This window comes from Pseudomonas sp. TE31087 (genome assembly GCF_057284075.1).
Genome location: NZ_JBXVNN010000001.1, coordinates 5,180,919 through 5,205,645, shown reverse-complemented (window position 1 = coordinate 5,205,645; position 24,727 = coordinate 5,180,919). Strand labels below are relative to the sequence as shown.

Genomic DNA, 24,727 nt, shown 5'->3' with positions numbered 1-24,727 from the left:
ATCACAGATGACGACCGCTCGGAGTCGCCCTGCGCAATAAGACGGAGGTCCTTTCGATGGTATTGAGGAACGATCTTCACCACAAGCGGCCAGTCTGAGCCTCAGCCATACAGCAACCGCTCCGCCAACGTCTGCGCCACCCTTGCCGGCGAGCGTTTCTCCGCCTGGGCATGGGCGAACACCTCGGTCAGCCGCGTGGGAATTCGCGCCAGGTGCGCGGTTATGGTGCCCGCGGCTTCCCCACGATGGGTCAACGCCACATAGATCAACCCGCCCGCATTGATCACGTAGTCAGGTGCATACAGGATCCCCCGATTCTCCAACTGGTCGGCCACCTCCAAGGTGGTCAGCTGGTTGTTCGCCGACCCCGCCACCGCCGCGCAACGCAACTGCATCACACTCTGCCTGTTGAGCACCGGCCCCACGCCACAGGGGGCGAAGATGTCGCACGGGGTGCTGATCAAGGCCTCATGGGCCACCGGTTGGGCACTGAACTGCTCCACCGCCAGGCGCACCTTGCCTGGGTCCAGGTCGCTGACCAGCAACTCGGCGCCCGCCGCATGCAGTTGCTCGGCCAGGGCATAGCCCACGTTGCCCAGGCCCTGCACCGCCACCCGCAGGCCCTCCAGGTTGTCGCTGCCCAGCCGGGCCATGGAGGTGGCGCGGATGCCAGCGAACACGCCCATGGCCGCATGGGGCGACGGGTCGCCCGAGGTGGTGGTGCTGGTCACGTAGCGGGTAGACTGGGCGATGCAGTCCATGTCGAGGGTCGAGGTGCCGCTGTCCACTGCGGTGATGAAGCGTCCCTGGAGGCTGTCGACAAAGCGGCCGAAGGCCTCGAACAGCGCCGCGCGGTTTTCCACGTGCGGGTTGCGCACGATCACCGCCTTGCCACCGCCCATCGGCAGCCCGGCCAGGGCCGCCTTGTAGCTCATGCCCTGGGCCAGGCGGATGGCGTCGGTCATGGCGCTCTCGTCGTCGGCATAGGGCAGGTAGCGGCAGCCGCCCATGGCCGGTCCCAGCTGTTCGCTGTGAATCACCACCACGGCCTTCAGGCCCGTGGGTGGGTCGATGAACAGGTGCAGTGACTGGGCGCGGGTGCTTTGCATGAGCTCGAACATGGACGGGCTCCCCAACGAGGTGCTCCTACCAGTATAAACAGGTCGAGGCCGGACACCGCACGGGCGGACCACTGGACGAAAAGCCGCGCCAGGGCTACAAGTTAAGCGTGATGGAGAGGTCCCATGAACCCACGCCAAGCCTGCCTGGCCTGCCTGGAACGCGAGCCGGTCGCCCTGCTGGAGGCCACCCTGTGGATCGCCGCCGAGCATGACCGCAACGTCGAGCCCGCGGCCGGCCTGGCCCGGCTACACGAACTGCAACGCGACGTCAGCACCAGCCTGCCGATGCTGCCGCTCAACGAGCTGGCCCAGCCCTTGCTGCGCCAGCTCAACGCCCTGGGTTACCAGCAGGACGAGTACCACCCGCTGCGACCGCAGGCGGCCTTGATGGACAAGGTGCTGCAACGCCGTCGCGGCCAGCCGTTGCTGTTGGCCATTCTCGCCCTGGAGCTGGCCCGCCGCCTGTCGATTCCCTTGGAAGGCGTCAATTTCCCCGGCCACTTCCTGCTGCGCGTGCCCGGCGCCGATCACCTGCTCGACCCCTGCGGCGGTCGTCGCCTCTACCCCAACGACTGCCGCGAACTGCTCGCCCGCCAGTTCGGCCCGCAGATGCCGCTGACCGCCGAACACCTGCGCAGCGCCTCGCCGATGCAGATGCTCCAGCGCCTGTCGCGCAACCTGCGCCAGTTGCACAGCAGTAACGACAACGACCTGGCCGCGCTGGTCGATGCCGAACGGGTCATGCAACTGGGTCCGGTGCAGGTCAACGACTACCTGGCCCGCGCCACGCTGTACCAGCATCTGGACTGCCCCCAGGCCGAACGCTTCGACCTGGAACACGCCCTGCTGCTGACCGACGACCCGCTGCAACGCCTGAAACTCAGCGAACGCATCGGCCAGTTGCCCAGCGGCAAGCGCTCAATCCACTAGCGCTTCAGCCTTGGGCGCCACTTCACGTGGCCGTGGCGCCCGCACCTGGCTGACCAGCAGCGCCCCAAGCAATGCCGGGATGGCGCAGAAGAAGAAGATCTGCTCCACCGGCATGTGCAGGGTCAGCAGCAAGCTACCGACAAGCGGTCCAAGGATCGAGCCGAAGCGCCCGACGCCCAGGGCCCAGCCGGTGCCAGTGGCGCGCACCTGAGCCGGGTAGAAGTTGCTGACGAAGGCATTGAGCGTCAGCTGGCCACCGATGATGCAGAAGCCTGCGGCGAACACGCTGGGCACCAGCCAGCGCGGGTCGTCGTGGTTGAGGCCGACCAGCACGCTGAAAACTGCCGCCCCCAGCAATACGCCGGCCAACAGGTGGGCCTTGTTCTTCATTCGGTCGGCGCACCAGGCCAGGCACACCGCGCCGAATGTGCCGGCGAACAGGAACAGCGAAGTGACCAGGTTGGCCTGGTTCAGCGCCAGGCCGCTTTCCTGCAGCAGCGACGGCAGCCAGCTGATCATGAAATACAGCAGGATCAGGCTGACGAAGAAGGTGCCCCACAGCAGCAAGGTCGGCCGGGCGAAACCGTCGCGGAACAACGCGACCATGGTGAGCTTGCTGTCCGCTGGCTCATCGGTGGCGACCTGTGCCGCCGGCACCTGCCAGCCCGGCAGCAGGCGGGTGGCAATCCTTTGCAACCGGGCATACGGCGGCGCATCGCGCAGCAGGCGCGGCAGCGACTCGGGCAGGTACAAGGCCAGGAACGGGAACAACAACAGCGGCGCCACGCCGCCGGCAAGGAACACCGCCTGCCAGCCATAATGGTCGATGAAACCCGCGGCGACGAATCCCCCCGCAGCGCCCCCCAGGGAGAAACCGCAGGCCGCCAGAGTGACCATCAGGGTGCGCAGTCGAGGCGGCGCGTAGTCGGCCATCAGCGCCATGGCGCTGGGCATGGCGCCGCCCATGCCGATGCCGCAGAGAAAGCGCGCCAGCATCAGGCTGTCGAGGGAGGAGGCGAACACCATCAGCACCGTCAGGCTGGCGTACAACAGCACGCAGCACAGCAGCACCCGGCGCACGCCGAAGCGGTCGGCCAGTGGCGTCACTGCCAGCGAACCGACCGTCAGCCCCAGCAGGTTGGCGCTGAACACCGGCCCGAAGGCGGCCTTTTCCAACCCCCAGTCCTGGGCCAGCGCTGGGATCACATAGCCCAGCACCTGGGCGTCATAACCATCGGTGACCAACAGCAGGATCAACAGCAGCAGCAGGCGCCACTGGTAGGGTGACACCGGGCGTGCGTCGAGCGCCGCGCGAAAGCTGGCTATCTGGTTGTGCATCGCAAGTTACCTGTCTTTTATTGTTATGCCACGGGATCGCGATGGTCGTTGCAGGAGCTAGCTCCTGCGGGCTGAAGCAGTACCTGTGGGAGCGGGTTTACCCGCGAAAGCGTCGGTGGCCTCACCCTTGCATTCGCGGGTAAACCCGCTCCCACAGTGCCCCTGCCAACAAAATGAGTTGGTGGTCAGTCGGGGGTGTCGGGCTGCCTCGCCGGGTGGGCCTGGAGGAAGGCCGAGTGCTGCTCGGCCAGGGCGGCCACCCGGCGAATGCGCGGGTAACCACCAAGGTCGATGTTGAAGCGCTCGGCCGCGTACAGCTGCGGGATCAGGTAGACGTCGGCCAGGCCCGGCGTCGCCCCGAAGCAGAAGCCCTCATCGCCGATCAATTGCTCGACCGCCGCCAGCCCCTGGCTGATCCAGTGGCCGATCCACTGGTTGACCTGGGCCTCTTCGTGCCCCAGCTGACGCAGCTGGTTGAGCACGCTGACGTTGTGCAATGGGTGGATATCGCAACCGATGATCGCCGCCACGCCGCGCACCCTGGCCCGGGCTTCAGGTCCACGGGGCAGCAGTGGCGTTTCGGGGAAGGCTTCCTCCAGGTACTCGATGATCGCCGGCGACTGCACCAGCAGCTCGCCGCTCTCCAGGCGCAGGGCCGGCACCCGGCCCTGGGGGTTGAGCGCCAGATAGTCCGCGCCGCGCTGCTCGCCCTTGAGCAGGTTCACAGGCAAGGCCTGGTAATCCAGGCCCTTGAGCGCCAGGGCAATACGTACCCGATACGACGAGGTGGAGCGGTAGTAGGTGAACAGTTCCATCGCCCTGCCCCTCAGTTGGCCGCGACGATGGTGCCGCGGCACTCGCCGAAGCCGATGCTGGCCACGCCCTCGCGCACGCAACGGGCGCGCAGGATGATCTCGTCGCCGTCCTCGAGGAACTTGCGCACCTCGCCACTGGCCAGTTCCACCGGGTGCTTGCCGCCTTCGGTGATCTCCAGCAGGCTGCCGAACGACCCCGGCGCGGCGCCCGACAGGGTGCCCGAGCCGAACAGGTCGCCCGGTTGCAGCTGGCAGCCGTTGACGCTGTGGTGGGCGACCATCTGCGCCACGGTCCAGTACATGCTGCGGGTGCTGCTCAGGGTCAGGCGATGAGCCGGCAGGTTCTGCTCGCGCATGCGCTCGGTCAGCAGCAGCACTTCCAGCTCGATGTCGAAGGCGCCGGCGGCCTGGTCGCGCTTGTCCAGCAGGTACGACAGCGGCTGCGGGTCACCCTCCGGACGGGCCGGCTGGGCGCAACGGAACGGTTCCAGGGCCTCGGCGGTGACGACCCATGGCGACACCGTGGTGATGAAGCTCTTGGACAGGAACGGGCCCAGCGGCTGGTATTCCCAGGCCTGGATGTCCCGCGCCGACCAGTCGTTGAGCAGGCAGAAGCCGGCCACGTGCTCGGCGGCATCGCCCACCGGGATTGGCTGGCCCATGTCATTGCCTTGGCCGATCCAGATGCCCAGTTCCAGCTCGTAGTCCAGGCGCGCGCAAGGGCCGAAGCTCGGCTCGGTCTGGCCCGCCGGCAGGGTCTGGCCCTTGGGACGGCGCACATCGGCGCCGGAGGCCCGGATGGTCGAGGCGCGGCCGTGGTAGCCGATCGGCACGTGCTTGTAGTTGGGCAGCAGCGGGTTGTCCGGGCGGAACAGCTTGCCAACGTTCTTGGCGTGCTCGATGCCGACATAGAAGTCGGTGTAGTCACCGATCTTCGCCGGCAGGTGCAGCTGGCATTCGCCGGCCGGGTACAGCGCGGCCTTCAGCGCAGCCTGGTGCTCGCTGCCCTCGCCCAGTAGTACCAGCAGGCGCTCGCGCAAGGCCACACGGGCCGCACGGCCGAGGGCGAAGAAAGCGTTCAGCGCGCCGCCGGCGGTGGCTTCGACGGCGGCCTTGGCCGCACCGTCGAACAGGCCGGCGGCCAGCACGGCCTCGAGGTCGAGGATCGCGTCGCCGATGGCCACGCCGCAACGTGGCGCCTGCCCTGGGCGGCTGAAGATGCCCAGGGGCAGGTTCTGCAGCGGGAAGTCGCGGTGCCCGTTGGCGTGCTCGACCCAGCTGCGGGCAATGGCGGTGTGGTTCATCGGTTATCTCCGGTTCGGGTTGAAGGTGCTCGGCAAGGTGGCCCAGCAACTATCGTAGTCGGCCTGCAACTGCGGGCTTTCGAGGGCCTGGCGGCTCGGACGCAGCACCTGGCTGGTCTCGAACATGAAGGCCATGGTGTTGTCGATCTTGTGCGGCGCCAGGTCCACCGAGATGGCCTTGTCGCAGGTCTCGGCGTCCGGGCCGTGGGCACTCATCACCCCGTGCAGCGAGGCGCCGCCGGGCAGGAAGCCTTCGGCCTTGGCGTCGTAGGCGCCGTGGATCAGGCCCATGAACTCGTTCATCAGGTTGCGGTGGAACCATGGTGGACGGAAGGTGTTCTCGGCCACCATCCAGCGCGGCGGGAAGATCACGAAGTCCATGTTGGCCATGCCATGCACGCTGGTGGGCGAGGTCAGCACGGTGAAGATCGACGGATCGGGGTGGTCGAAACTGACCGTGCCGATGGTGTTGAAGCGGCGCAGGTCGTACTTGTACGGCACGTTGCTGCCGTGCCAGGCAACCACGTCCAGCGGCGAATGCTGCAGCTCGCAGGCCCAGTGTTCGCCGAGGAACTTCTGCACCAGCTGCACCGGGCCGGTGCTTTCTTCGTAATGGGCGACCGGGGTAAGGAAGTCACGCGGGTTGGCCAGGCCGTTGCTGCCGATCGGGCCGAGGTCCGGAATGCGCAGCGGCGCACCGTGGTTCTCGGCGATGTAGCCACGGGCCTGGGCATCGAGCAGTTCGACCCGGAACTTCATGCCCCGCGGGATCACCGCGATCTCCAGCGGCTCGACCACGAGCACGCCCAGCTCGGTGGCGATGCGCAGGCGGCCTTGCTCGGGCACCAGCAGCAGCTCGCCGTCGGCATTGAAGAACACCCGCTCCATGGAACGGTTGGCGCGGTAGATGTAGATGCTCACGCCAGCCGGCTTTTCCGATGCCGAGTTGGCCACCATGGGCACCCAACCGTCAATGAAGTCGGTCGGTTCGGACGGGATCGGCTGGGGGCTCCAACGCAGGCGATTGGGGTTGATGGCGCCCAGCGCGCCGGTCAGCGGCTGGCGCTCCAGGCGCTCGAAGCGCGGGTGCAGCGCCGACGGGCGAATGCGGTACAGCCAGGTACGGCGCAGTTCGCTGCGGGTCATGGTGAAGGCAGTGCCCGACAGCAGCTCGGCGTACAGCCCGTAGGGTGCCTTCTGCGGCGAGTTCTGCCCGACCGGCAGGGCGCCGGGCAAGGCTTCGCTGGCGAATTCGTTGCCGAAGCCGCTCAGGTACTCGAGTTCAGGGGAAGTGTCGCGGGTCATCGGTGCCTCCAGGCTGCTGGGAGCCATTGCGGGCAGCTGGCTGCGGGCCCGATCCTGAAACCGGCACCAAGGGCGGCAGCGCGTCTGCATTGTTTTTATCGTAATCAGATTACGAATAACGTAATTTGCCCGCGCGCAGGCGTCAAGCTATAAAGGCGCCACTCCATGAAATCTGCATAGAAGCCCCCCATGGCCAAAGCCAGCAGCAGTGCCGACAACGGCAAACAGAAGGTCCGCTCGGCGGAAGTCGGCACCGACATCCTCAAGGCCCTGGCCGAACTCTCCCCCTCCACCTCGCTGTCACGCCTGGCCGAGCATGTCGAGATGCCAGCGAGCAAGGTGCACCGCTACCTGCAGGCACTGATCGCCAGCGGCTTCGCCGAGCAGGACCCGGCCACCAACCACTACGGGCTCGGGCGCGAGGCGTTGCGGGTAGGCATGGCGGCCCTGGGCAGCATCGATGTGCTGAAGGTGGCCGCGCTGCCGCTGTCGCAGTTGCGCGACGAGCTCAACGAAAGCTGCTTCATCGCCGTGTGGGGCAACCAGGGCGCGACCGTGGTGAGTATCGAACCGGCGGTGCGGGCGGTGACGGTGGTGACCCAGATCGGCTCGGTGCTGCCGTTGCTGAGTTCGTCCACCGGGCTGGTATTCGCCGCCCACTTGCCCGAGCGGGAGACCGTGGAGCTGCGCGACCAGGAGCTGGCCTCGCTCGGCCAGAAGGCGGACGACTATGCGCCCCTGCTGGAGCAGATCCGCCAGCGCGGCCTGCACCATGTGCACGGGTTGCTGATGCCGGGGGTGGATGCGCTGTCCGCGCCGGTGTTCAACGCCATGGGCCAGGTCGCCGCGGTGATGACCGTGGTCGGGCCGACCTCGATCTTCCATGCCGACGAGCACGGCCCGGCCGCCCGACGCCTGCTCGCCGCCACCCAGGCCACCAGCTGGCGGATGGGATACGGCGCGGATCAGTGAAAGGGCTTACAAAGCATTACGGATTTTCACTGCACAGTCTGGCTATAGTCCGCCTTGCACTTTTACCCGAAACGTAAAGGTGAATGTCATAAGCGGCTATTTTTCCCACGGGTTCAAGCGCTTATTCTGATCTCACTGGCCGGCACGAAGGGCTCTCCCCCCCGCCTTTCGCGCCCGCTCAGGTTCACCGACGTTGATTTTGAAGCTCCTTGATCTAACGTCTCGATTGGCCGCTGCGATTGCAGCGGCCTTTTTTATTTGTGCAAGAATCGCTTGGCAAAATCTGGTGGGAATTGGCTGGTTGAGAGCGGGCTTGGTACGGGCTGCGTGCGAGCGGGGGCTGCGTAGGAGCGGGTATGCGAGCGAGGCTGCGTGGGAGCGGGCTTGCCCCGCGATCACGGGCGAAGCCCGTGCCATGTGGCGCCGTTGCCTGGACCGGCCTCATCGCGGGGCAAGCCCGCTCCCACGCATACCCCGCTCGCATGCCCGCTCACATGCCACGCACGCGAATCCGACCATGCCGTGACACGCGCGCCTCAACCCAGCGGATACTTCTGCAAGTTCGCCATCATCTGCTGCAACGCCTGCAGGCTGTCCTGCGGATGCCCGGCACCCTCGAAGTCGCCAATCCGCGCCCAGTTGTCCGCCACCTGCTCGGGCGTGAATCCTTCGCGCGGGTCGAAACCCACGCCCTGGCTGCGCTCCCAGCGCACCTTGCCGACCCAGCCGCCGCCCACCTCGAACAGCTCGCCGCTGTCCTGGCACTGATCGCTGCCCAGGTACACCACCAGCGGGCTGATCAGCTCGGGTTGCAGCCGCTCGAACACCTGCGGCGGGATCAGCCCCTCGGTCATGCGCGTGCCGCCGGTCGGGGCGATGGCGTTGACCAGGATGCCGTGCTTGCGGCCTTCGATGGCCAGGGTGCGGGTCAGCCCGTAGAGACCGAGCTTGGCCATGCCGTAGTTGGCCTGGCCGAAATTGCCGTAGATGCCCGAAGTGGACGAGGTGAAGATCACCCGCCCCCAGTTCTGCGCCCGCAGGTGCGGCCAGGCGGCGTGGGTAACCTTGTAGGCGCCCTCGACGTGCACGCGATAGACCAGCTCCCAGTCGCTGTCTTCCATCTTGTGGAAGGTCTTGTCGCGCAGGATGCCGGCGTTGTTGACCAGCACATCGACGCGGCCGTAGGTATCCAGGGCCTGCTCGACGATGCGTGCGCCGTCGGTGACCGAGTCATGGTTGGCGATCGCCGAACCGCCCGCGGCGCGGATCTCCTCCACCACGCGGTCGGCCGCCGTTGCGTTGGCGCCTTCGCCGTGGGTCGACCCGCCCAGGTCGTTGACCACCACCCGCGCGCCGCGCGCGGCGAACAGCAGCGCATGGGCCCGGCCCAGGCCGCCACCGGCCCCCGTGACGATCACCACTCGATCCTGCAGACGTACTGGTTCGCTCATGCTCAAGGCTCCTGGCAATGAAGGGATGCAACGCAGTCTCCGCCAGCCGCCGGGGCCGGGCAATCAAGCGCACCGTGGCGAATGCCGCCCGATAACGCCCGGCGATGATCGCCCGGTCAGGACCAGGCGACCTTCAGCGGCACATAGCTCATCGGTTGCTCACGAAAGGCCAGGTAGTGGCGCAGCACCTGCACCGGCGCCTCGGTGTGCGGGTAATGGCCGATGCCCTGCAGCACCACGGTGTCGGGCTCCGGCACCAGTTCGCGGTAGCGTTCGACCATGTGCGCGCCGGACAAAGGATCCACCGCGCCATTGATGAAGCGCAGCGGCACGCCCGGGCGTTGCAGCGCCGCGACCCAGCGTTCGCGCTGGGCCCTGCGCTCGGGCAGGAAGCTGATGAGCCGGTGCAGGATGCGTGGGCCGCGGTTGGAGGCGATCAGGCTCCAGTAGTCGTCCAGGGCGCTTTCGCTGGGGTGGGTGCAGGGGCCGTAGACCTGGGTGACGTTGCGCACCAGGTCGTCGCGCCCGAACGAGCGCCCGACCAGCCAGCCCAGGCGGCTGAGCAGCAGCTTTTGCACCAGCAGCACGCGGCAACTCTCGGGGAACAGCCCACTGTTGAGGAACACGCAACTGGCCACCTCCAGCCGCTGTTCATGGTGCCTGGCCAGCAGCTCCTGGGCGACACTGCCGCCGTAGTCATGGGCCAGCAGGTGCACCGGCTGGTCGATGTGCAGGTGCGCCAGCAACGCCTGCTGCAGGTCGGCCTGCTCGAGCAGGCTGTAGTCGTGGTCCGCGGGCTTGGCCGAGTCGCCGAAGCCGAGCATGTCGCAGGCCACCACGCGAAAACGCTGGGTCAGGGGTGCCCACAGGTAGTGCCAATCCCAGCTGGCCGTGGGGAAACCGTGAAGCAATAGCAGGGGCTCTCCTTGCCCTGCCGTCCAGTAGCGGATGCTCTGGCCCCGGAAGGTGAAACCCTGGCTCCGGGTGCGCCAGACGCACAATGGAATCTCGGCCAGTGGCATCACGGTCGTCCCGGTGGATAAGTGTCGGAAGAGGGCAAGGCTGCGTTCATTGCATGTCACCTCGGCACATACATGTGCTCTCTATGTCGAGGCTCAGTCTAGAAGCCTATACGAAGGTGATAAGTCGCCTTGGCAGCCAGCCTGATGACCGTGCGAGTCAGTGGCACGAACGGTCAGATCAGCTTCATCAAAAGCGGCGCCGCGAGCAGGTTGAGCAGCCCGGTCAGGACCATGACCAGGCCGGCCACCGAGCCCTCCTCGCGGCCGACCTCCTGGGCCCGGCTGACGCCCGCGCCATGGGCGCCGACGCCGAACAGCGCGCCCCGCGCCAACGGCGTGCGCAGTGGCAGCCAGCGCAGCAGGATGCCGCCGAACATCGCCCCGAGCACGCCGGTGAACATCACGAACACCGCCGTCAGTTCCGGCACGCCGCCCAGGTCCTGGGCCACCGGCATGGCAAACGGCGTGGTGATCGAGCGCGGCAGCAGCGACAGGCTGACCGCATCGTCCAGCGCCAGCAGGTGCGCCAGCGCCCAGGAGCTGCCGATCGAGGCCACACTGCCGGCCAGCATGCCCACCAGCAGCGCCGGCCAGTGGCGCGCCAGCAGTGCCCGCTGCTGCCAGATCGGCACCGCGAAGGCGACGGTGACCGGGCCCAGCACGCCCATCAGCCAGTGGGTGTTGCGGGCATATTCGGCGTAGGCGGTGTGCAGCGGCACGGCCACCGCCAGCAGCAGCGCCGGCACCAGGATCAGCGGCGACAGCAGGTAGCGCCCGCTGCGCCGGTACAGCCAGCGGCTGCCCAGGTAGGCGCCCAGGGTCAGCGCCAGCCAGAACAGCGGCATGGGTTCAAGGCTCATGGCGCAACCTCCAGCGGCACACCAGTTCCACGGCCAGCGCGGTAACGACCATAACCAGCAGCGTGCTCAGGGCGATCACCAGCAAGATGCGCCAGCCTTCGCTGCGCAGCAGGCTGCCGTAGTCCAGCAGGCTCATCAGCGCCGGGATGAAGAACAGCAGCATCTCGGCCATCAGCCAGCCGGCGCCCAACTGAAGGGTGGCCGGCTTGAGCACGCCGGTCGCGAACAGCACCAGCAGCAGCGCCAGGCCCATCACCCCGGCGGGGATCGGCCAGGCCAGCCAGGCGGCCAGCTGGCCACCGATCAGGAACAGGCCCAGCAACACCGTCAGCTCGGCGAGCAGGCGCAGGGTTTTCTTCAGCAATTCAGGATTCATGGCGGGGTTCCTCGACAACGTGCCCATTGTAGAAGTCGCGCACCTAGGCCAGAAGCGAATTGTTAGACTGACAGCCATTCCAGAATGGAATCGAGCGATCATGGAATTCAAACAGCTGCGCAGTTTTATCGAGGTCGTTCACAAGGGCGGCTTCACCCAGGCGGCGACCACCCTGCACATCAGCCAGTCGGCGGTGAGCAAGCAGGTCGCCCAGCTGGAACAGGCTATCGGCCAGCCCCTGCTGGAACGTCAGGGTTCGCAATTGCTGCTGACCGCCGCCGGGCGCATCGTCCTGGAGCGAGGCGAGGCGCTGTTGCGCCAGCGCCAGGAGCTGCAGAGCGAACTGGACGACCTCAGCCAGATGGCCCGCGGCGAGCTGCGCCTGGGCCTGCCGCTGCTGGGCAGCGACGCGTTGTTCGCCGGGTTGTTCGCCGAGTACCGGCGGCGGCATCCGAACATCTCGATCCAACTGCTCGAAGGCGGCAGCCGCATGGTCGAGCAGGCGGTGAGAAGCGGCGAGCTGGAACTGGGCGGCAGCCTGACGCCGAGCGATCCGGCGTTCGATTACCAAGCCTTTTGCAATGAGCCGCTGGAGGCACTGCTGCCCGCCGGCCACCCGCTGGCCGGGCAAGCCGACGTCGCCCTGGCGCAACTGGCCGACACGCCGTTCCTGCTGTACCAGCGCAGCTTCGTGTTGAATGATCGGTTGCTCAGTGCCTGCCAGCAGGAGGGTTTTACGCCCAGGGAAGGCGGACGCAGCGGCCAGGCGGACTTTCTTGCCGCGCTGGTGGCGGCCGGGCAAGGCGTGGTGTTGCTGCCGGCGGTCGTCGCGCGGGCGCTGGAGCGGCCAGGGGTGGTACGCCTGCCGTTGCGGGCGCCGGAGTACCTGCGCTGGGACATCGCCTTCATCTGGCGGCGCGGGGCTTACCTGTCGCGGGCGGCGCAGGCGTGGCTGGCGTTGTTGCGCGAACATTCAGCCATGCGTTGAGGCGACCGGCCCTATCGCGGGGCAAGCCCGCTCCCACGAGCATCATGCAGCTTTCGTGGGAGCGGGCTTGCCCCGCGATAGGACCGGTCCAGGCAACATCAGCCTTCAAGGGCAGCCACAAACTCCGCCAACCACGGCTCGGCATCGGTCTCCGGCGTTACCGTCTCGCTGGCATCGAGCCGCAGCATCGGCAGCACCTCGTTCACCCCCAGCTCGGCAAACAGCTCGCGCATCTGCTCGCCGCCGCCGCAGTAAGTATCACCATAGCTCGAGTCGCCCAGGCCGATCACCGCCCCCGGCAAACCACGCCAGGTCGCCGGCAGCACGTCACGAATGGTGCTGTACAGCGGCATCAGGCTGTCGGGCAGTTCACCCATGCCGGTGGTCGAGGTCACTGCCAACAACGCATCCGGGGCAAAGCCCTCGATGTCCTGCAGGGTGGCGCGGGCGGCGTGCCAGGCTTCAAGGCCGGCGGCCTTGAGCAGCGACTCGGCGTGACGGGCGACTTCTTCGGCGGTGCCGTATACCGAACCGGAAATAATGGCGACTTTCATCGGGTGAGGATTCCGAAACTGAGTGAAAACGTAGGATACTAGCACTCGACAGTGGCAAAAGGCCGCCTATGCCTAAAGTCACACACTTCAGGATTATCCGACGAATGACCGGAACGAAGCGTATTGCCCACTGTCCACCACCGTGAAGAAATCGCCCTTACCGATCGCCCCTTCGAGTTCGACCATGCAAGCAGACGCCCTACTCTCCCAGGACGAACTGGATTTCATCCAGGACATGCAGCATTCGCCCCAGCTGAACCTGGCCGACCCCATGTCGAGCCTGCTGGTCAATGGCGACCGTCGTCTGAAGGACCTGCTCACCCGCCTGGTGGCCAACGAGCAGGTGACCCTGCAGGCCAGCTTCAACAACCAGCAGTTAAGCTTCCCTCTGCAACTGGTCGAGGATGAATTCCACGCCCTGCACCTGCAACTGGGCTCGCCGGACATCTACGAGGACGGCCCCATGCTGCGGCCCTGGCGCCTGTCGCTGGAGCGGCCGAGCGCCCTGCTCGACGACCATGGCCAGGCCAGCGACCTGTGGGTGCGGGACATCTCGTTCAAGGGCGTGCTGCTGGAAGTCCGTGGCCAGCGCGAGGCGCCGTCCCGCTTCAAGCTGCGCTTCGCCGCCGCGGATATCCCGCCGATCGGCCTGCACGGCGTGCTGCGCCGACGCATCGGCCCGCGCCTGGCCGCCTATGACCTGTCACATAGCCCGGCCGAAGAAATCGAACGCCTGCGCGAGTACATCCTGCAGGCCCACCGCCAGGCTCACCCCGAGCTGCACGCCCAGGCCCCTGCCGCCTTCTGACGACCGTCCAGCCGCTGAAACTGACCGGTCATGCGTGTTCGCGCATAATCTGCGCCCGATTCTTGCAAGCACGCCTGCGCCGCCCACCACCCCGGGCCGCATGCCAAGGGGCCGGCTACCCGCCAGCCCCGTCGCCAGGAGATACACGATGTCTACCCCACCCGTCACCTTGATGGTGTCGCGCCGCGCCGCCTGTGGCCGCTACCAGGACCTGCTGGCCTGGCTGCACGAAGGCGAGCAGCTGGCCACCGACTTCCCCGGTTACCTGGGCTCGGGCATCCTCGCGCCGCCGGCCGAGGGCGATGAATTCCAGATCATCTTCCGCTTCACCGACGAGCAGACCTTGCACGCCTGGGAGCACTCCGCCTCGCGCCGGACCTGGCTGGAGCGCGGCGACGGCCTGTTCGAACGCCCCAAAGAGAGGCGTGTGAGCGGCATCGACGACTGGTTCGGCACCAATACGGTGCAAAAACCGCCACGCTGGAAACAGGCCACGGCCATCTGGCTGGCGTTCTTCCCGGTCTCGCTGCTGTTCAACTTGCTGTTCGGCCACTGGCTGGCAGCGCTGGAACTACTGCCCCGCGTGCTGCTCAGCACCCTGGCCCTGACCCCCTTGATGGTGTACCTGTTCATCCCGCTGTCCACCCGTTTGCTGGCCGGCTGGCTGAACGCCGCGCCGCAGGCCCCGAGCGACCGCCCCCAGGGGCTGCGCAGCCGCTGAGGCACGGGCTCGCAAGGCCGCGCAGTTCGGGTATGCTGGGGCATCACGCACGGACAGACGAACAGACCGCCCGCACATGAACAGCCCAATCCTCATCACCGGCGCCAGCCAGCGCGTCGGGCTGGCCCTGGCCCTGGAGCTGGCCCAGGCCGGCCATACGGTGGTCAGCGCCAGCCGCAGCCTGCATGCCCAGGCGGCCCACCCGAACATCCGGCAGTTCCAGGCCGACCTGACCCGCAGTGAAGACCGTCAGGCCCTGATCGACCACCTGCACGGCCACTACGACGGCCTGCGCGGGATCATCCACAACGCCTCGCTGTGGCTCGACGACGGCCTGGACAACCTCGACACCATGTTCCGCCTGCACGTCGAGGCGCCCTACCACCTCAACCTGGCCCTCGGCGAATGGCTGAACAAGGTGGACAAGGCCGATATCATCCACATCTGCGACGAGACCTCCTCGCGCGGCAGCAAGAGCCACATCGGCTACGCCGCGACCAAGGCCGCGCTGCAGAACATGGTGCTGTCGTTCGCCGAAAAGTACGCGCCCAAGGTGCGGGTCAACGGTATCCTGCCGGGCCTGTTGATCCTCAAGGAAGGCGGCGACGAGCAGTACCGCCAGCAGACCCTGAAAAAGGCCCTGCTCGAATTCGAACCCGGCGCCCGCCCGCTGATCGACGCCGTGCTGTTCCTGCTCGAAAGCCAGTACAGCACCGGTAGCCAGGTGGTCATCAACGGTGGCCGCCATCTGAAGAACCGCATGACCTGAAGAGACCGCCCATGACCCCGCAACAACAGCTCGAACTCGAAGCCGCCGCGTTCCGGCGCCTGGTCGACCATCTGCAGAAACGCACCGACGTGCAGAACATCGACCTGATGAACCTCTCCGGCTTCTGCCGCAACTGCCTGTCGAAATGGCTCAAGGCCGCCGCCGACGATCGCCAGATCGAGCTGAGCCTGGACGATGCCCGCGAGCAGGTGTACGGCATGCCCTACGCCGAGTGGAAAGCCCAACACCAAAAAGAAGCCAGCGCCGAGCAACAGGCGGCGTTCGAACAAGGAAAACCCCGTGACTGACCTGAACACCCTGCGCAGCAGCCTCGCCAGCGGCGAACACGTTTTCGCCGACACCCTGGCGTTCATCGCCGCGAACTACAGCTACCAGCCCCAGGCCTTCGACAACGGCGACGTGCACAATGCCGCCGGGCAGAACGAAGGCTCGTGCAAGACCCTGGGCCTGGCGCTGCTGGAAGGGCTGAGCGACCAGGAAGCACTGTTGGCCTTCGGCGAGCACTACCGCAGCGTGGTGGCCACCCCCGAGGGCAGCGATCATGGCAATATCCGTGCGCTGATCAAGCATGGGCTGGCCGGCGTGAAGTTGACCGCCCAGCCGCTCACGCGCCTGGCCTGACTTCGCGTCTCGCCCATCGCGGGGCAAGCCCGCTCCCACTGCTGGTGGGAGCGGCGGTGCGCCGATGCGACTTGCCCCGCGATGGGCCCTCAACCGATAACGCGACCCGGCACCTGGCCCTGCAACTGCCCTTCTCGCAGCCATCCCAGCGCAATCGGCCACAAACTTTCACGAAACCGATCGTGAAAGAACGCGAAATGCCCGATCTCCTCCACCGCGATATCCACAGGCGCCACCCTTAGGTGCCGACGCTCGGCCTGCCGCAGATACCCCAACAACCTCTCGGTGGCCGCCACCGTGCCGAACGGATCGTCGGTCAAGCTGACGGCCAGGGTCGCCGCCCGCACCTGTTCGAACGGCGCCGCCTCGAGCAGGCGCCCACTGGGCCGGTGCTCGTAGCGCGGCGTGCGGGTGCTCCAGTCGTGCACCACACCAGCCGGGGTATCCTCCAGCCAGCCCAGGCGCTTGCCGGGAAAGTAGCCGAACACCCGGGTCAACAGCGGCATCAGCACATGCCATTTGCCGAACAGCTGCCAACGCTGCTCCGCCGCGTAGTCACGCCAGTAGGCGAACTGCGCCCCCACCAGCACCGCATGGCGCACCTGCGCCGCCGAAGGCGCCAGCCCCAGCGCCCAGCCGCCGAAACTGTGGCCGACCACATGCACCGGCTGGCCGGGATGCTCGGCGACGGCCAATTGCAGCATCGCCTCGAAGTCCAGCCGCCCCCAGTCGCTCCAGGACGCCTGGAAGCCGCGCAGCGTGGCCGGGCGCGATTCGCCGATGCCGCGGTAGTCATAGGTGAGCACGTCGAAGCCCTGGGCGAACAGGTAGTCGGCGAATCGCGAGTAGTAACGGCAGCGCACCGAGGTGGCGGCGTTGATGATCACCAGCGCTCGCCCGGGATCGGGCTCGGCGTGGCGCCAGCGGAATCCGCCGAGGCTGTAGCCGTCGGCGGCGACATGACGAAAGGCACAGGCGGGTTGGGTGAGGCTGCTCATGGCGCGCTCCCTGCGGCGTCGCGCCATGCTGGCGGACGGGCTGTTGTCGTGCGCCCACGCTAGCAAAAAAATCGGTGGCTGTACCGGCCCTATCGCGGGGCAAGCCCGCTCCCACGCTACCCTGCCCAGTTCAGGGTAGCGTGGGAGCGGGCTTGCCCCGCGATAGTTCAAGCAGTCGGCAGGGCCCGCGCCACACCCGGCTTGCGCAGCACCGCCAGGCGCGAGCCGTGGTAGCGGGTCTCGCGGAACAGCTTCCAGCGGCCAAACAGGCCATACACATGCATCACCCGACCCTGCTCGTGGTAACCCATGCGCAGGTGCAGCTTCATGGCTGGCACGTTGTGGGTCTCCACCACATCCACCACCTTGTGACAGCCTTTCTCACGCATGGCGTTCCACAGTTCGACCTGGGCGGTTACCGACAGCTCGCTGCCGAAGTAGGGCCGGGTCATTTCGCCGCCGAATTCGAAGAACTCGCCCGGTTTCACCGGGAAGGTGCAACCGTAGTAGTGCTTGTCGTGATAGTCGACCACGCTGGCCCAGATGAAGGCCACGGCGTCGCCCTGCTCGTCCAGGTACATGTGCCCGGTGTGCCCGGCGGCGGCCAGTTCGCGCATGGTCTCGACGCGGTCGCCGAAATACGCGGCGAAGGCGTCGGCGTTGGCGGGGGTGATCTGCACCAGGGTGACCGGCGTGTGGGCCTTGAGGCTGTGGGGTGGCACTGGACTGATCAGGTCGCGCTCCATCCACAGCAGTTCCCAGTGGAAGAACACGTAGCGTTCGAACAACGTCTTGAAGGTGCGCTTGAGGCCCTTCTGGCGGATGCGTTCTTGTAGTTTTTGCAGTGCGCCCATTGCTCCCTCCCTGGCCCCGGCGGAATTGCAAGGCCAATAGCTGGGGTATAGATCAGGCGGAGGGTGCCCATGGCAAAGGGCCATTGGGTGATTTGTTTCAGAATATTAACAAGTCGTCGGCGGGAACCGCGCAGCCGTCATCAACGGCTGCGCGGTCAAGGACTTGCTTACAGCTCGATGCAGTCGAACCGTACGTCGGTCGCCACGTCTTCGTCGTAGTTGACGTCAGCGCGCTCGAAGCCGAACAGGTTGAGGAACTGCTTCTTGTAACCAGCGTAGTCGGTCAGCTCGAACAGGTTCTCGGTGGTCACCTTCGGCCACATCGCACGGCAGGCGTCCTGCACGTCATCACGCAGTTCCCAGTCGTCCAGACGCAGACGGCCTTCGTCGTCCAGGGCAGCCGGCGCACCGTCCGCACGGTACATGCGCTCACGGAACATGCGGTCCAGCTGGTGCTGGGTACCTTCGTGGATACCCTTCTCCTGCATGATCTTGAAGACCATCGACAGGTACAGCGGCATCACCGGGATCGCCGAGCTGGCCTGGGTGACCACCGACTTCAGTACGGCCACGTTGGCACTGCCACCGACTTTCTTGCCCAGGCGCTGGGCGGTTTCGTCCAGGTCCTGCTTGGCCTTGCCCAGCGCGCCGTCCCAGTAGATCGGCCAGGTGATGTCGGAGCCGATGTAGCTGAAGGCCACGGTGCGGGCCTGCGGCGCCAGCACGCCAGCGGCGTTCAGGGCGTCGATCCACAACTCCCAGTCCTGGCCGCCCATCACGGTGACGGTGTCGGCGATTTCCTGCTCGGTGGCCGGCTCGATGCTGGCCTCGATGATGGTGTCCTTGTTGGTGTCGATGGCGGTCGACTTGTACGGCTGACCGATTGGCTTCAGTGCCGAACGCACCAGCTCACCGGTCTGTGGCAGCTTGCGCACCGGCGAGGCCAGGGAGTAGATCACCAGGTCGACCTGGCCGCCCATTTCGTTCTTGATCAGCTCGATGACCTTGGCACGGGCTTCGTCGGAGAAGGCGTCACCGTTGATCGACTTGCTGTACAGGCCTTCGGCCTTGGCGAACTTGTCGAATGCGGCGGCGTTGTACCAGCCGGCGGTACCGGGCTTGGTCTCGGTGCCCGGCTTTTCGAAGAACACGCCCAGGGTATCGGCCTTGAAGCCGAACGCCGCGGTGATGCGCGCGGCCAGGCCGTAGCCGCTGGAGGCGCCGATCACCAGGACTTTCTTCGGACCATCCTCGCGCACGCCCAGCTTGCGGGTGGCTTCGATCTGGTCACGGACGTTGAGCTCGCAGCCCTTGGGGTGAGTCGTGGTGCAGATGAAACCGCGAACCTTGGGATGAATGATGGCCAATGTCTGTACCTCGTCAGGTTTAGGCTGGGGCAGCACCCGGATTCGGGGCGCTGCCGTTTGATCTAGAGGGTGAGACTACCCTCGCGGGATATCCGACACATATTACGGGGTGATTCGCATTGCTGCATTGTCTGCACGCCCCCATTCGCCGGCAAAGCCGGCGCCTACAGGTACGGCGTTGATCTTGAGGCTGGCGCGGTCCTGTAGGAGCGGCCTTGTGTCGCGAAAGGGCCGCAAAGCGGCCCCGGCAATCTTTGTGTCAACACTGAAATCCTGGGGCTGCTGCGCGGCCCTTTCGCGGCGCAAGGCCGCTCCTACAGGGACGGTGCTGGCTGCAAGGCTTCGCGCAACCATGCCAGGAACTGCCGCGCCAACGGATCCTCCTGGCTTTCCCAATGCACCAGGCAGCTCCACACCGGCCCGCGTACACGCTGTGCCGACAAGGGCCGCAAACGTCCCTCGTCGACCATCCGCTGCGCCAGCAGCTGACTGACCAGGGCAATCCCCAGCCCCTCGCCCGCCGCCTCCAGCAGCAGCCCCGGGTCGGAGAAATTCAGCCCCTTGCCCTGCTGCCCTACCTCCTCGCCGCCCTCCAGCTGCCAGTGGCTCCAGTCCATCTCGCGCTCGCCGTGCAAGGTCGTGCGCCCGGTCTCGGATAATGTCGGGTGACAAGCCGGATACAGCGTGTCCTGGTGTAGCACAGTGAAGCTGCATTCAGCCTGCGGGCCGATATCGTCGCGAATCGCCAGGTCGATGGTCTCGCTGGCCATGTCCGGCACCTCGAAGCTGGTGAACAGCCACAGGTCCACGTCCGGGTGACACCGGTGGAAATCCGCCAGGCGCGGTAACAGCCAATGCCGGGCGAAGGCCGGGGTGGTATTGACCACCAGCTGGTTGGGCTTGCGGTATTGGTCGAGACGACGAATCCCCACCGCCAGCTGCTGCAGCAAGGCCTGGGTGGTGCTGAGCAGGTCATGCCCGGCATCGGTCAGGCTGACACTGCGCCCGCTGCGATGAAACAAGGGCTGTTCCAGGTAGCTTTCCAGGCTGCGGATCTGCTGGCTGATCGCCGACTGGGTGAGGTTCAGGGCCTCGGCGGCCTTATGGAAGCTGCCCAGGCGGGCGGCGGCTTCGAAACCACGCAGGGCTTTGAGCGGGGGCCAATGCTTGAGCATGCTGATAAGCCTGACTAATCAGAAATACGCTAAATCTATCGTTTGTCGCGCCACTTTCCCAGCCATAACATGGGCAGCAACACCCGCGACGGCGGGCTTCGTTGATAACAATCCCTAATAGATCGGAGTTCACTATGACCCTGTCCCGCGACAGCGGCTGGCGCATGCCTGCCGAATGGGCCCGCCACGCCGCCACCTGGATGATCTGGCCACACAACAAGCCGCTGTGGGAGTCGGGCTGGGGCGTGACCCTGGCCGACGTGCAGCGCGACTATGCCCGCGTGGCCGCCGCCATCGCCCGCTTCGAGCCGGTGAAGATGGTGGTCGATCCTTCGGCCATGGCCATTGCCCGCGAACTGTGCGGCCCCGGCATCGAGCTGGTCGAACTGGCCGTGGACGACAGCTGGTGCCGCGACAGCGGCCCGACCTTCCTCGTCCACCCGCAACAGGGCGTGGCCGGCCTGAGCTGGCGCTTCAACGCCTGGGGCGACAAGTCCGAGCATGGCAAGGACCGCAGCCTGGCCCGGCGCATCCTCGACCACCTCGGCCTCGAAGGCCTGAGCACCCCGCTGTGCAACGAAGGCGGCGCCATCCACGTCGACGGCGAAGGCACGCTGATCACCACCGAGTCGGTGCTACTCAATCCCAACCGCAACCCGGGCCTGAGCAAGGCCGACTTCGAGGACTGCTTCGCCCGCCTGCTGGGCATCCGCAAGACCATCTGGCTGCCGGGCGACCCGCAGTACGTCACCGGCGACATGACCGACGGCCATGTCGATGGCGTGTGCGCCTTCGCCCGCCCCGGCGTGCTGCTGGTGGACGCCACCCACGACCAGGGTTCGGTGTACGCCGAAGTGGCCCGCGAGAACCGCCGCGCCCTGGAACTGGCCACTGATGCCCAGGGCCGGTCGTTCGAGCTGCTCGACCTGTACGAGGCCACGGCGGCCGTGGACACCGAAGCCGAGGTGTTCTGCGCCTCCTACACCAACTTCTACCTGGCCAACGGCGCGGTGATCATGCCGGCCTACGGCATCGACGCCGACCAGGCCGCCGCGCAGCAGCTGGCCCTGGCCTTCCCCGGCCGCGAAGTCGTGCCGGTGCGCATCGACCACATCGCCCACGGCGGCGGCGGCATCCACTGCATCACCCAGCAGCAGCCGGCCTGGCAGGGAGCGCGCCCATGAGCACCTTGCGCATCGCCACCACGCAGATGGCCTGCAGCTGGGACCTGGCCGCCAACCTCGAGCGCGCCGAGCAGCTGGTGCGCCAGGCCGCCGCCCAGGGCGCCCAGGTGATCCTGCTACAGGAGCTGTTCGCCACCCCGTACTTCTGCATCGAGCAGTGCCACAGCCACCAGGCCCTGGCCCAGGACTACCACGACAGCCCGTTGCTCAAGCGCTTCGCCGCCCTGGCCAAGGAGCTGGGCGTGGTGCTGCCGCTGAGCTGGTATGAGCGCGCCGGCAATGCCTTCTTCAACTCGCTGACCGTGGCCGACGCCGACGGCCGCCTGCTGGGCATCTACCGCAAGACTCACATCCCCAACGCCATCGGCTATCAGGAGAAGGAGTACTTCAGCCCCGGCGACACCGGCTTCAAGGTCTGGGACACCGCCTTCGGCCGCCTGGGCATCGGCATCTGCTGGGACCAGTGGTTCCCCGAGACCGCCCGCTGCCTGGCGCTGATGGGCGCCGAGGTGCTGCTGTTCCCCACCGCCATCGGCTCGGAGCCGGGCGCCGCCGAGTTGGATTCGCGCGACCATTGGCAGATGGCCATGCGTGGCCACGCCGCCGCCAACCTGCTGCCGGTGGTGGCCGCCAACCGGGTCGGCCACGAGGTCGCCCGTAGTGACGACAACCTGTCGATGCACTTCTACGGCTCGTCATTCATCTGCGACCACAAAGGCGCCATGCTGCAAGAAGCCGACCGCGACAGCAGCGGCGTGTGGCTGCACGACCTGGACCTGGAACGCATGCGCGAGGACCGCCTGACCTGGGGCATCTACCGTGACCGTCGCCCCAGCATGTATGCGCCGCTGATGACCCTCGACGGCCGTACCCCACAAACCGCGAGGGCCTGAACCATGCCAAGCCGTCCATCGAAACTGCTCGCCATCGCCGCCCTGGTGGCCTGCGCCGGCGCTGCCCAGGCCGAGCAGGAAGCCCTGCGTCTGTACAACTGGGCCGACTATTTTGCCGAGGACACCCTCAAGCGCTTCACCGCCGAAACCGGCATCCCGGTGATCTACGACGTCATGGACGGCAGCGAAGTGCTCGAGGCCAAGCTGATGTCCGGGCGCAGCGGCTATGACCTGGTGTTCCCCGGCGACACCGTGGCCGAACGGCTGATGCGCGCCGGCAGCCTGCGGCCGCTGGACCGCCAGCAACTGACTGCGCTGGATGACATCGAGCCCGGTCTGCGCCAGCTGCACGAGCGCTATCCCAAGGCCAGCCAGGCCACCGTGCCCTACACCTGGGGCACCATCGGCCTGACCATGGACGCGGCGAAGATCCGCGAGCGCATGCCCGACGCCCCGCTGGACAGCCTCGACCTGCTGTTCAAACCGGAGCTGGCGGCCAAGTTCGCCGACTGCGGCATCTCGATGATCGACTCGCCCGACGAAGTGCTGGCCGTGGTCCTCCACTACCTCGGTCGCGAACCACGCAGCGCCAAACGCGAAGACCTGGCCGCCGCCAGCGAACTGCTCAAGGGCATTCGCCCCTATGTGCGCAAGCTGCAGTCACAGCCGGTCACCGAGCTGGTCAACGGCAACACCTGCCTGTCGCTGGGCTACAGCGGCGACGTGATCCAGGCCCAGCGCACCGCCGAGGCCGCCGGCAAGGCCATCGACTTCCAGTACCGCGTGCCCCGCGAAGGCACCACGGTGTGGATGGACACCATGGCCATCCCCGCCGACGCCAAGCACCCGGAATACGCCTATCGTTTCATCAACTTCGTCATGCGCCCGGAGAACATGGCCGCGATCAGCAACTTCACCGGCTACCCCACCGCCAGCGCCAAGGCCCGCCCATTGGTGGACGCGCGCCTGCGTGACAACCCGGACATCTACCTCGCCGATGCCACCTACACCCGGCTGATCCCGGGCAAGGACATCCCCCAGGCCGACATGCGTGCGCGCATGCGCGTCTGGACCCGTTTCAAGACTGCACAGGACTGACCCCATGCCCACTCGCCGTACCTTCCTCCAGCAAATGAGCGTCGTCGCCGGCCTCGGCGCCGCCGCCAGCTTTGGCCTGCCGTTCGGCAGCAACAGCGCCCGCGCCAGCGAGGCCGGTCGCTGGTTCATGCCCGACGAGGGTGAACCGCACCAGCGCGCCTACATCGCCTTCGGCGCCCAGGACGCCATCTGGGAAGACTTCACCGAAGACGTCCAGGCCGCGCTCGGGCGCATCGCCCGTGCCATCGCCGCGTTCCAGCCGGTGACGGTGTTCTGCCGCGCCAGCGAGCGCGACATCGCCGAGGAGGAATGCGGCAGCCACAACATCACCTATGTCGAGACCGAGCTGGACGATATCTGGATGCGCGACATCGGCGCCAACTTCGTGGTCGACGACGATGGCGCGCTGGGCGCGGTGGACTTCAACTTCAACGGCTGGGGCGGCAAGCAGCAGCACCGCTACGACGCCAAGCTGGCAGCCCGCGTCGCCAAATTGGCCGGTGCCCAGTACCAGCGCAGCGAGCTGGTGGGCGAAGGCGGCGGTATCGAAGTGGACGGCCATGGCACCGGGATCATGACCGAGAGCAGCTGGATCAACAGCAACCGCAACCCGGGTTGGAGCAAGGCTCAGGTCGAGGCGGAGCTGAAGGAGCGGCTGGGGCTGCGCAAGATCATCTGGCTGCCGGGCATCAAGGGCAAGGACATCACCGATGCACATGTGGACTTCTACGCGCGCTTCGCGGCGCCCGGCGTGGTGGTGGCGAACCTGGACAACGATCCGGACTCGTACGATCACGAAGTGACCCTTGAGCACCTGGAAATCCTGCGCAACGCCACCGATGCCGATGGCCGCAAGTTGCAGGTGCACACGATGTCGCCACCGCTCAAGCCTCGGCGCAGCAAGTTCAGCGAGGACAATCCGGACTTCGCGGCGGGGTATATCAACTACTTCCTCATCAATGACGCGGTGATCGCGCCGCAGTTCGGTGACCGCAGTGCCGACGAGAAGGCGCGGGCGTTGCTGGTGAAGCTGTATCCGGGGCGCAAGGTGGTGCAGTTGGATATCGATGCGATTGCGGCGGGTGGGGGCGGGATTCACTGCGTGACCAACCAGTGTCCGGCGGTATAGAGACGATCATCGCGGGGCAAGCCCGCTCCCACGCCAGTTCTGCACAAATCCGA

Annotated in this window: 26 protein-coding genes; 12 read left to right on the top strand and 14 right to left on the bottom strand. The window is 66.6% G+C overall.

What is annotated here, in order from left to right; genetic code table 11:
* Window positions 1-101: 101 nt before the first annotated feature.
* Complete coding sequence (locus ACZ899_RS23515) at window positions 102-1,121, bottom strand: Leu/Phe/Val dehydrogenase (protein ID WP_234561630.1); 1,020 nt, start codon at window positions 1,119-1,121, stop codon at window positions 102-104.
* Window positions 1,122-1,244: 123 nt separating this feature from the next.
* Between ACZ899_RS23515 and ACZ899_RS23510 the strand changes: the two genes are divergently transcribed.
* Entirely contained in the window at window positions 1,245-2,051 is an 807-nt protein-coding gene (locus tag ACZ899_RS23510; protein WP_234561631.1) for a SirB1 family protein, read from the top strand.
* Here ACZ899_RS23510 and ACZ899_RS23505 read toward each other — a convergent pair.
* The 4 genes from ACZ899_RS23505 to hmgA all read right to left on the bottom strand — a co-directional run bounded on the left by ACZ899_RS23505 (window position 2,040) and on the right by hmgA (window position 6,813).
* Complete coding sequence (locus tag ACZ899_RS23505; protein ID WP_234561632.1) at window positions 2,040-3,389, bottom strand: MFS transporter; 1,350 nt, start codon at window positions 3,387-3,389, stop codon at window positions 2,040-2,042. The genes ACZ899_RS23510 and ACZ899_RS23505 overlap by 12 nt on opposite strands.
* Before the next feature lie 185 nt (window positions 3,390-3,574).
* Window positions 3,575-4,204, bottom strand: a complete 630-nt coding sequence (gene maiA, locus ACZ899_RS23500; RefSeq protein WP_234561633.1) for a maleylacetoacetate isomerase — start codon at window positions 4,202-4,204, stop codon at window positions 3,575-3,577.
* A gap of 11 nt (window positions 4,205-4,215) precedes the next feature.
* On the bottom strand, window positions 4,216-5,508 hold the full coding sequence (gene fahA, locus ACZ899_RS23495; protein ID WP_203650596.1) for a fumarylacetoacetase: 1,293 nt from the start codon (window positions 5,506-5,508) through the stop codon (window positions 4,216-4,218).
* A gap of 3 nt (window positions 5,509-5,511) precedes the next feature.
* Window positions 5,512-6,813 (bottom strand): homogentisate 1,2-dioxygenase, encoded by a 1,302-nt coding sequence (gene hmgA / locus ACZ899_RS23490; RefSeq protein WP_203650594.1) that lies wholly within the window; start codon window positions 6,811-6,813, stop codon window positions 5,512-5,514.
* A gap of 189 nt (window positions 6,814-7,002) precedes the next feature.
* On the opposite strand from hmgA, the gene ACZ899_RS23485 reads away from it, so the two are divergent.
* Complete coding sequence (locus tag ACZ899_RS23485; protein WP_203650591.1) at window positions 7,003-7,785, top strand: IclR family transcriptional regulator; 783 nt, start codon at window positions 7,003-7,005, stop codon at window positions 7,783-7,785.
* Between the two features lie 536 nt (window positions 7,786-8,321).
* Here ACZ899_RS23485 and ACZ899_RS23480 read toward each other — a convergent pair.
* The 4 genes from ACZ899_RS23480 to ACZ899_RS23465 form a co-directional block, all read right to left on the bottom strand.
* On the bottom strand, window positions 8,322-9,236 hold the full coding sequence (locus ACZ899_RS23480) for an SDR family oxidoreductase (protein ID WP_234561634.1): 915 nt from the start codon (window positions 9,234-9,236) through the stop codon (window positions 8,322-8,324).
* A 116-nt stretch (window positions 9,237-9,352) separates the two neighbouring features.
* The gene (locus tag ACZ899_RS23475) at window positions 9,353-10,258 is read right to left on the bottom strand and encodes an alpha/beta fold hydrolase (protein ID WP_110736894.1); all 906 of its coding nucleotides are present in this window, start codon (window positions 10,256-10,258) and stop codon (window positions 9,353-9,355) included.
* Window positions 10,259-10,431: 173 nt separating this feature from the next.
* A complete protein-coding gene (locus tag ACZ899_RS23470) occupies window positions 10,432-11,118 on the bottom strand; it encodes an LrgB family protein (protein ID WP_203650587.1) in 687 nt (228 codons plus the stop codon).
* Complete coding sequence (locus ACZ899_RS23465) at window positions 11,108-11,494, bottom strand: CidA/LrgA family protein (RefSeq protein ID WP_234561635.1); 387 nt, start codon at window positions 11,492-11,494, stop codon at window positions 11,108-11,110. The genes ACZ899_RS23470 and ACZ899_RS23465 overlap by 11 nt, the downstream gene beginning before the upstream one ends.
* Before the next feature lie 100 nt (window positions 11,495-11,594).
* Between ACZ899_RS23465 and ACZ899_RS23460 the strand changes: the two genes are divergently transcribed.
* A complete protein-coding gene (locus ACZ899_RS23460; RefSeq protein ID WP_234561636.1) occupies window positions 11,595-12,482 on the top strand; it encodes a LysR family transcriptional regulator in 888 nt (295 codons plus the stop codon).
* Between the two features lie 98 nt (window positions 12,483-12,580).
* Here ACZ899_RS23460 and ACZ899_RS23455 read toward each other — a convergent pair whose 3' ends face one another.
* A complete protein-coding gene (locus ACZ899_RS23455) occupies window positions 12,581-13,036 on the bottom strand; it encodes a flavodoxin (protein WP_234561637.1) in 456 nt (151 codons plus the stop codon).
* 184 nt (window positions 13,037-13,220) lie between these two features.
* On the opposite strand from ACZ899_RS23455, the gene ACZ899_RS23450 reads away from it, so the two are divergent.
* The 5 genes from ACZ899_RS23450 (at window position 13,221) to ACZ899_RS23430 (ending at window position 15,976) form a co-directional block, all read left to right on the top strand.
* Complete coding sequence (locus ACZ899_RS23450) at window positions 13,221-13,844, top strand: hypothetical protein (protein ID WP_203650579.1); 624 nt, start codon at window positions 13,221-13,223, stop codon at window positions 13,842-13,844.
* A 148-nt stretch (window positions 13,845-13,992) separates the two neighbouring features.
* Complete coding sequence (locus ACZ899_RS23445) at window positions 13,993-14,565, top strand: putative antibiotic biosynthesis monooxygenase (protein WP_203650577.1); 573 nt, start codon at window positions 13,993-13,995, stop codon at window positions 14,563-14,565.
* Window positions 14,566-14,641: 76 nt separating this feature from the next.
* Complete coding sequence (gene folM, locus ACZ899_RS23440; protein WP_203650575.1) at window positions 14,642-15,334, top strand: dihydromonapterin reductase; 693 nt, start codon at window positions 14,642-14,644, stop codon at window positions 15,332-15,334.
* Window positions 15,335-15,345: 11 nt separating this feature from the next.
* Entirely contained in the window at window positions 15,346-15,642 is a 297-nt protein-coding gene (locus tag ACZ899_RS23435; RefSeq protein WP_050706872.1) for a DUF1244 domain-containing protein, read from the top strand.
* The gene (locus tag ACZ899_RS23430; RefSeq protein ID WP_234561638.1) at window positions 15,635-15,976 is read left to right on the top strand and encodes a HopJ type III effector protein; all 342 of its coding nucleotides are present in this window, start codon (window positions 15,635-15,637) and stop codon (window positions 15,974-15,976) included. Before ACZ899_RS23435 ends, ACZ899_RS23430 begins: the two co-directional genes overlap by 8 nt.
* An 89-nt stretch (window positions 15,977-16,065) precedes the next feature.
* On the opposite strand, the gene ACZ899_RS23425 is transcribed toward ACZ899_RS23430, so the two are convergent.
* The 4 genes from ACZ899_RS23425 to ACZ899_RS23410 all read right to left on the bottom strand — a co-directional run bounded on the left by ACZ899_RS23425 (window position 16,066) and on the right by ACZ899_RS23410 (window position 20,370).
* Entirely contained in the window at window positions 16,066-16,974 is a 909-nt protein-coding gene (locus ACZ899_RS23425) for an alpha/beta hydrolase family protein (protein WP_203650562.1), read from the bottom strand.
* A 167-nt stretch (window positions 16,975-17,141) separates the two neighbouring features.
* Window positions 17,142-17,828 carry a GNAT family N-acetyltransferase gene (locus tag ACZ899_RS23420; RefSeq protein WP_485627823.1) on the bottom strand — a complete coding sequence of 229 codons (687 nt, stop codon included), beginning with the start codon at window positions 17,826-17,828 and terminating at the stop codon, window positions 17,142-17,144.
* A gap of 167 nt (window positions 17,829-17,995) precedes the next feature.
* Complete coding sequence (gene fabV / locus ACZ899_RS23415; protein WP_232855720.1) at window positions 17,996-19,195, bottom strand: enoyl-ACP reductase FabV; 1,200 nt, start codon at window positions 19,193-19,195, stop codon at window positions 17,996-17,998.
* A gap of 314 nt (window positions 19,196-19,509) precedes the next feature.
* Window positions 19,510-20,370: a LysR substrate-binding domain-containing protein gene (locus tag ACZ899_RS23410; RefSeq protein WP_234562979.1), complete on the bottom strand. Its 861-nt coding sequence runs from the start codon at window positions 20,368-20,370 to the stop codon at window positions 19,510-19,512.
* A 134-nt stretch (window positions 20,371-20,504) separates the two neighbouring features.
* On the opposite strand from ACZ899_RS23410, the gene ACZ899_RS23405 reads away from it, so the two are divergent.
* Genes ACZ899_RS23405 through ACZ899_RS23390 form a run of 4 tightly spaced genes read left to right on the top strand, consistent with a single transcriptional unit; the run spans window position 20,505 to window position 24,674 of the window.
* Window positions 20,505-21,554 (top strand): agmatine deiminase family protein, encoded by a 1,050-nt coding sequence (locus tag ACZ899_RS23405; protein WP_234562978.1) that lies wholly within the window; start codon window positions 20,505-20,507, stop codon window positions 21,552-21,554.
* Window positions 21,551-22,447 carry an N-carbamoylputrescine amidase gene (gene aguB / locus ACZ899_RS23400; protein WP_234562977.1) on the top strand — a complete coding sequence of 299 codons (897 nt, stop codon included), beginning with the start codon at window positions 21,551-21,553 and terminating at the stop codon, window positions 22,445-22,447. The genes ACZ899_RS23405 and aguB overlap by 4 nt, the downstream gene beginning before the upstream one ends.
* Window positions 22,448-22,450: 3 nt before the next feature.
* On the top strand, window positions 22,451-23,545 hold the full coding sequence (locus tag ACZ899_RS23395) for an extracellular solute-binding protein (protein ID WP_232855723.1): 1,095 nt from the start codon (window positions 22,451-22,453) through the stop codon (window positions 23,543-23,545).
* Window positions 23,546-23,549: 4 nt separating this feature from the next.
* On the top strand, window positions 23,550-24,674 hold the full coding sequence (locus ACZ899_RS23390) for an agmatine deiminase family protein (protein ID WP_234562976.1): 1,125 nt from the start codon (window positions 23,550-23,552) through the stop codon (window positions 24,672-24,674).
* Window positions 24,675-24,727: the final 53 nt, after the last annotated feature.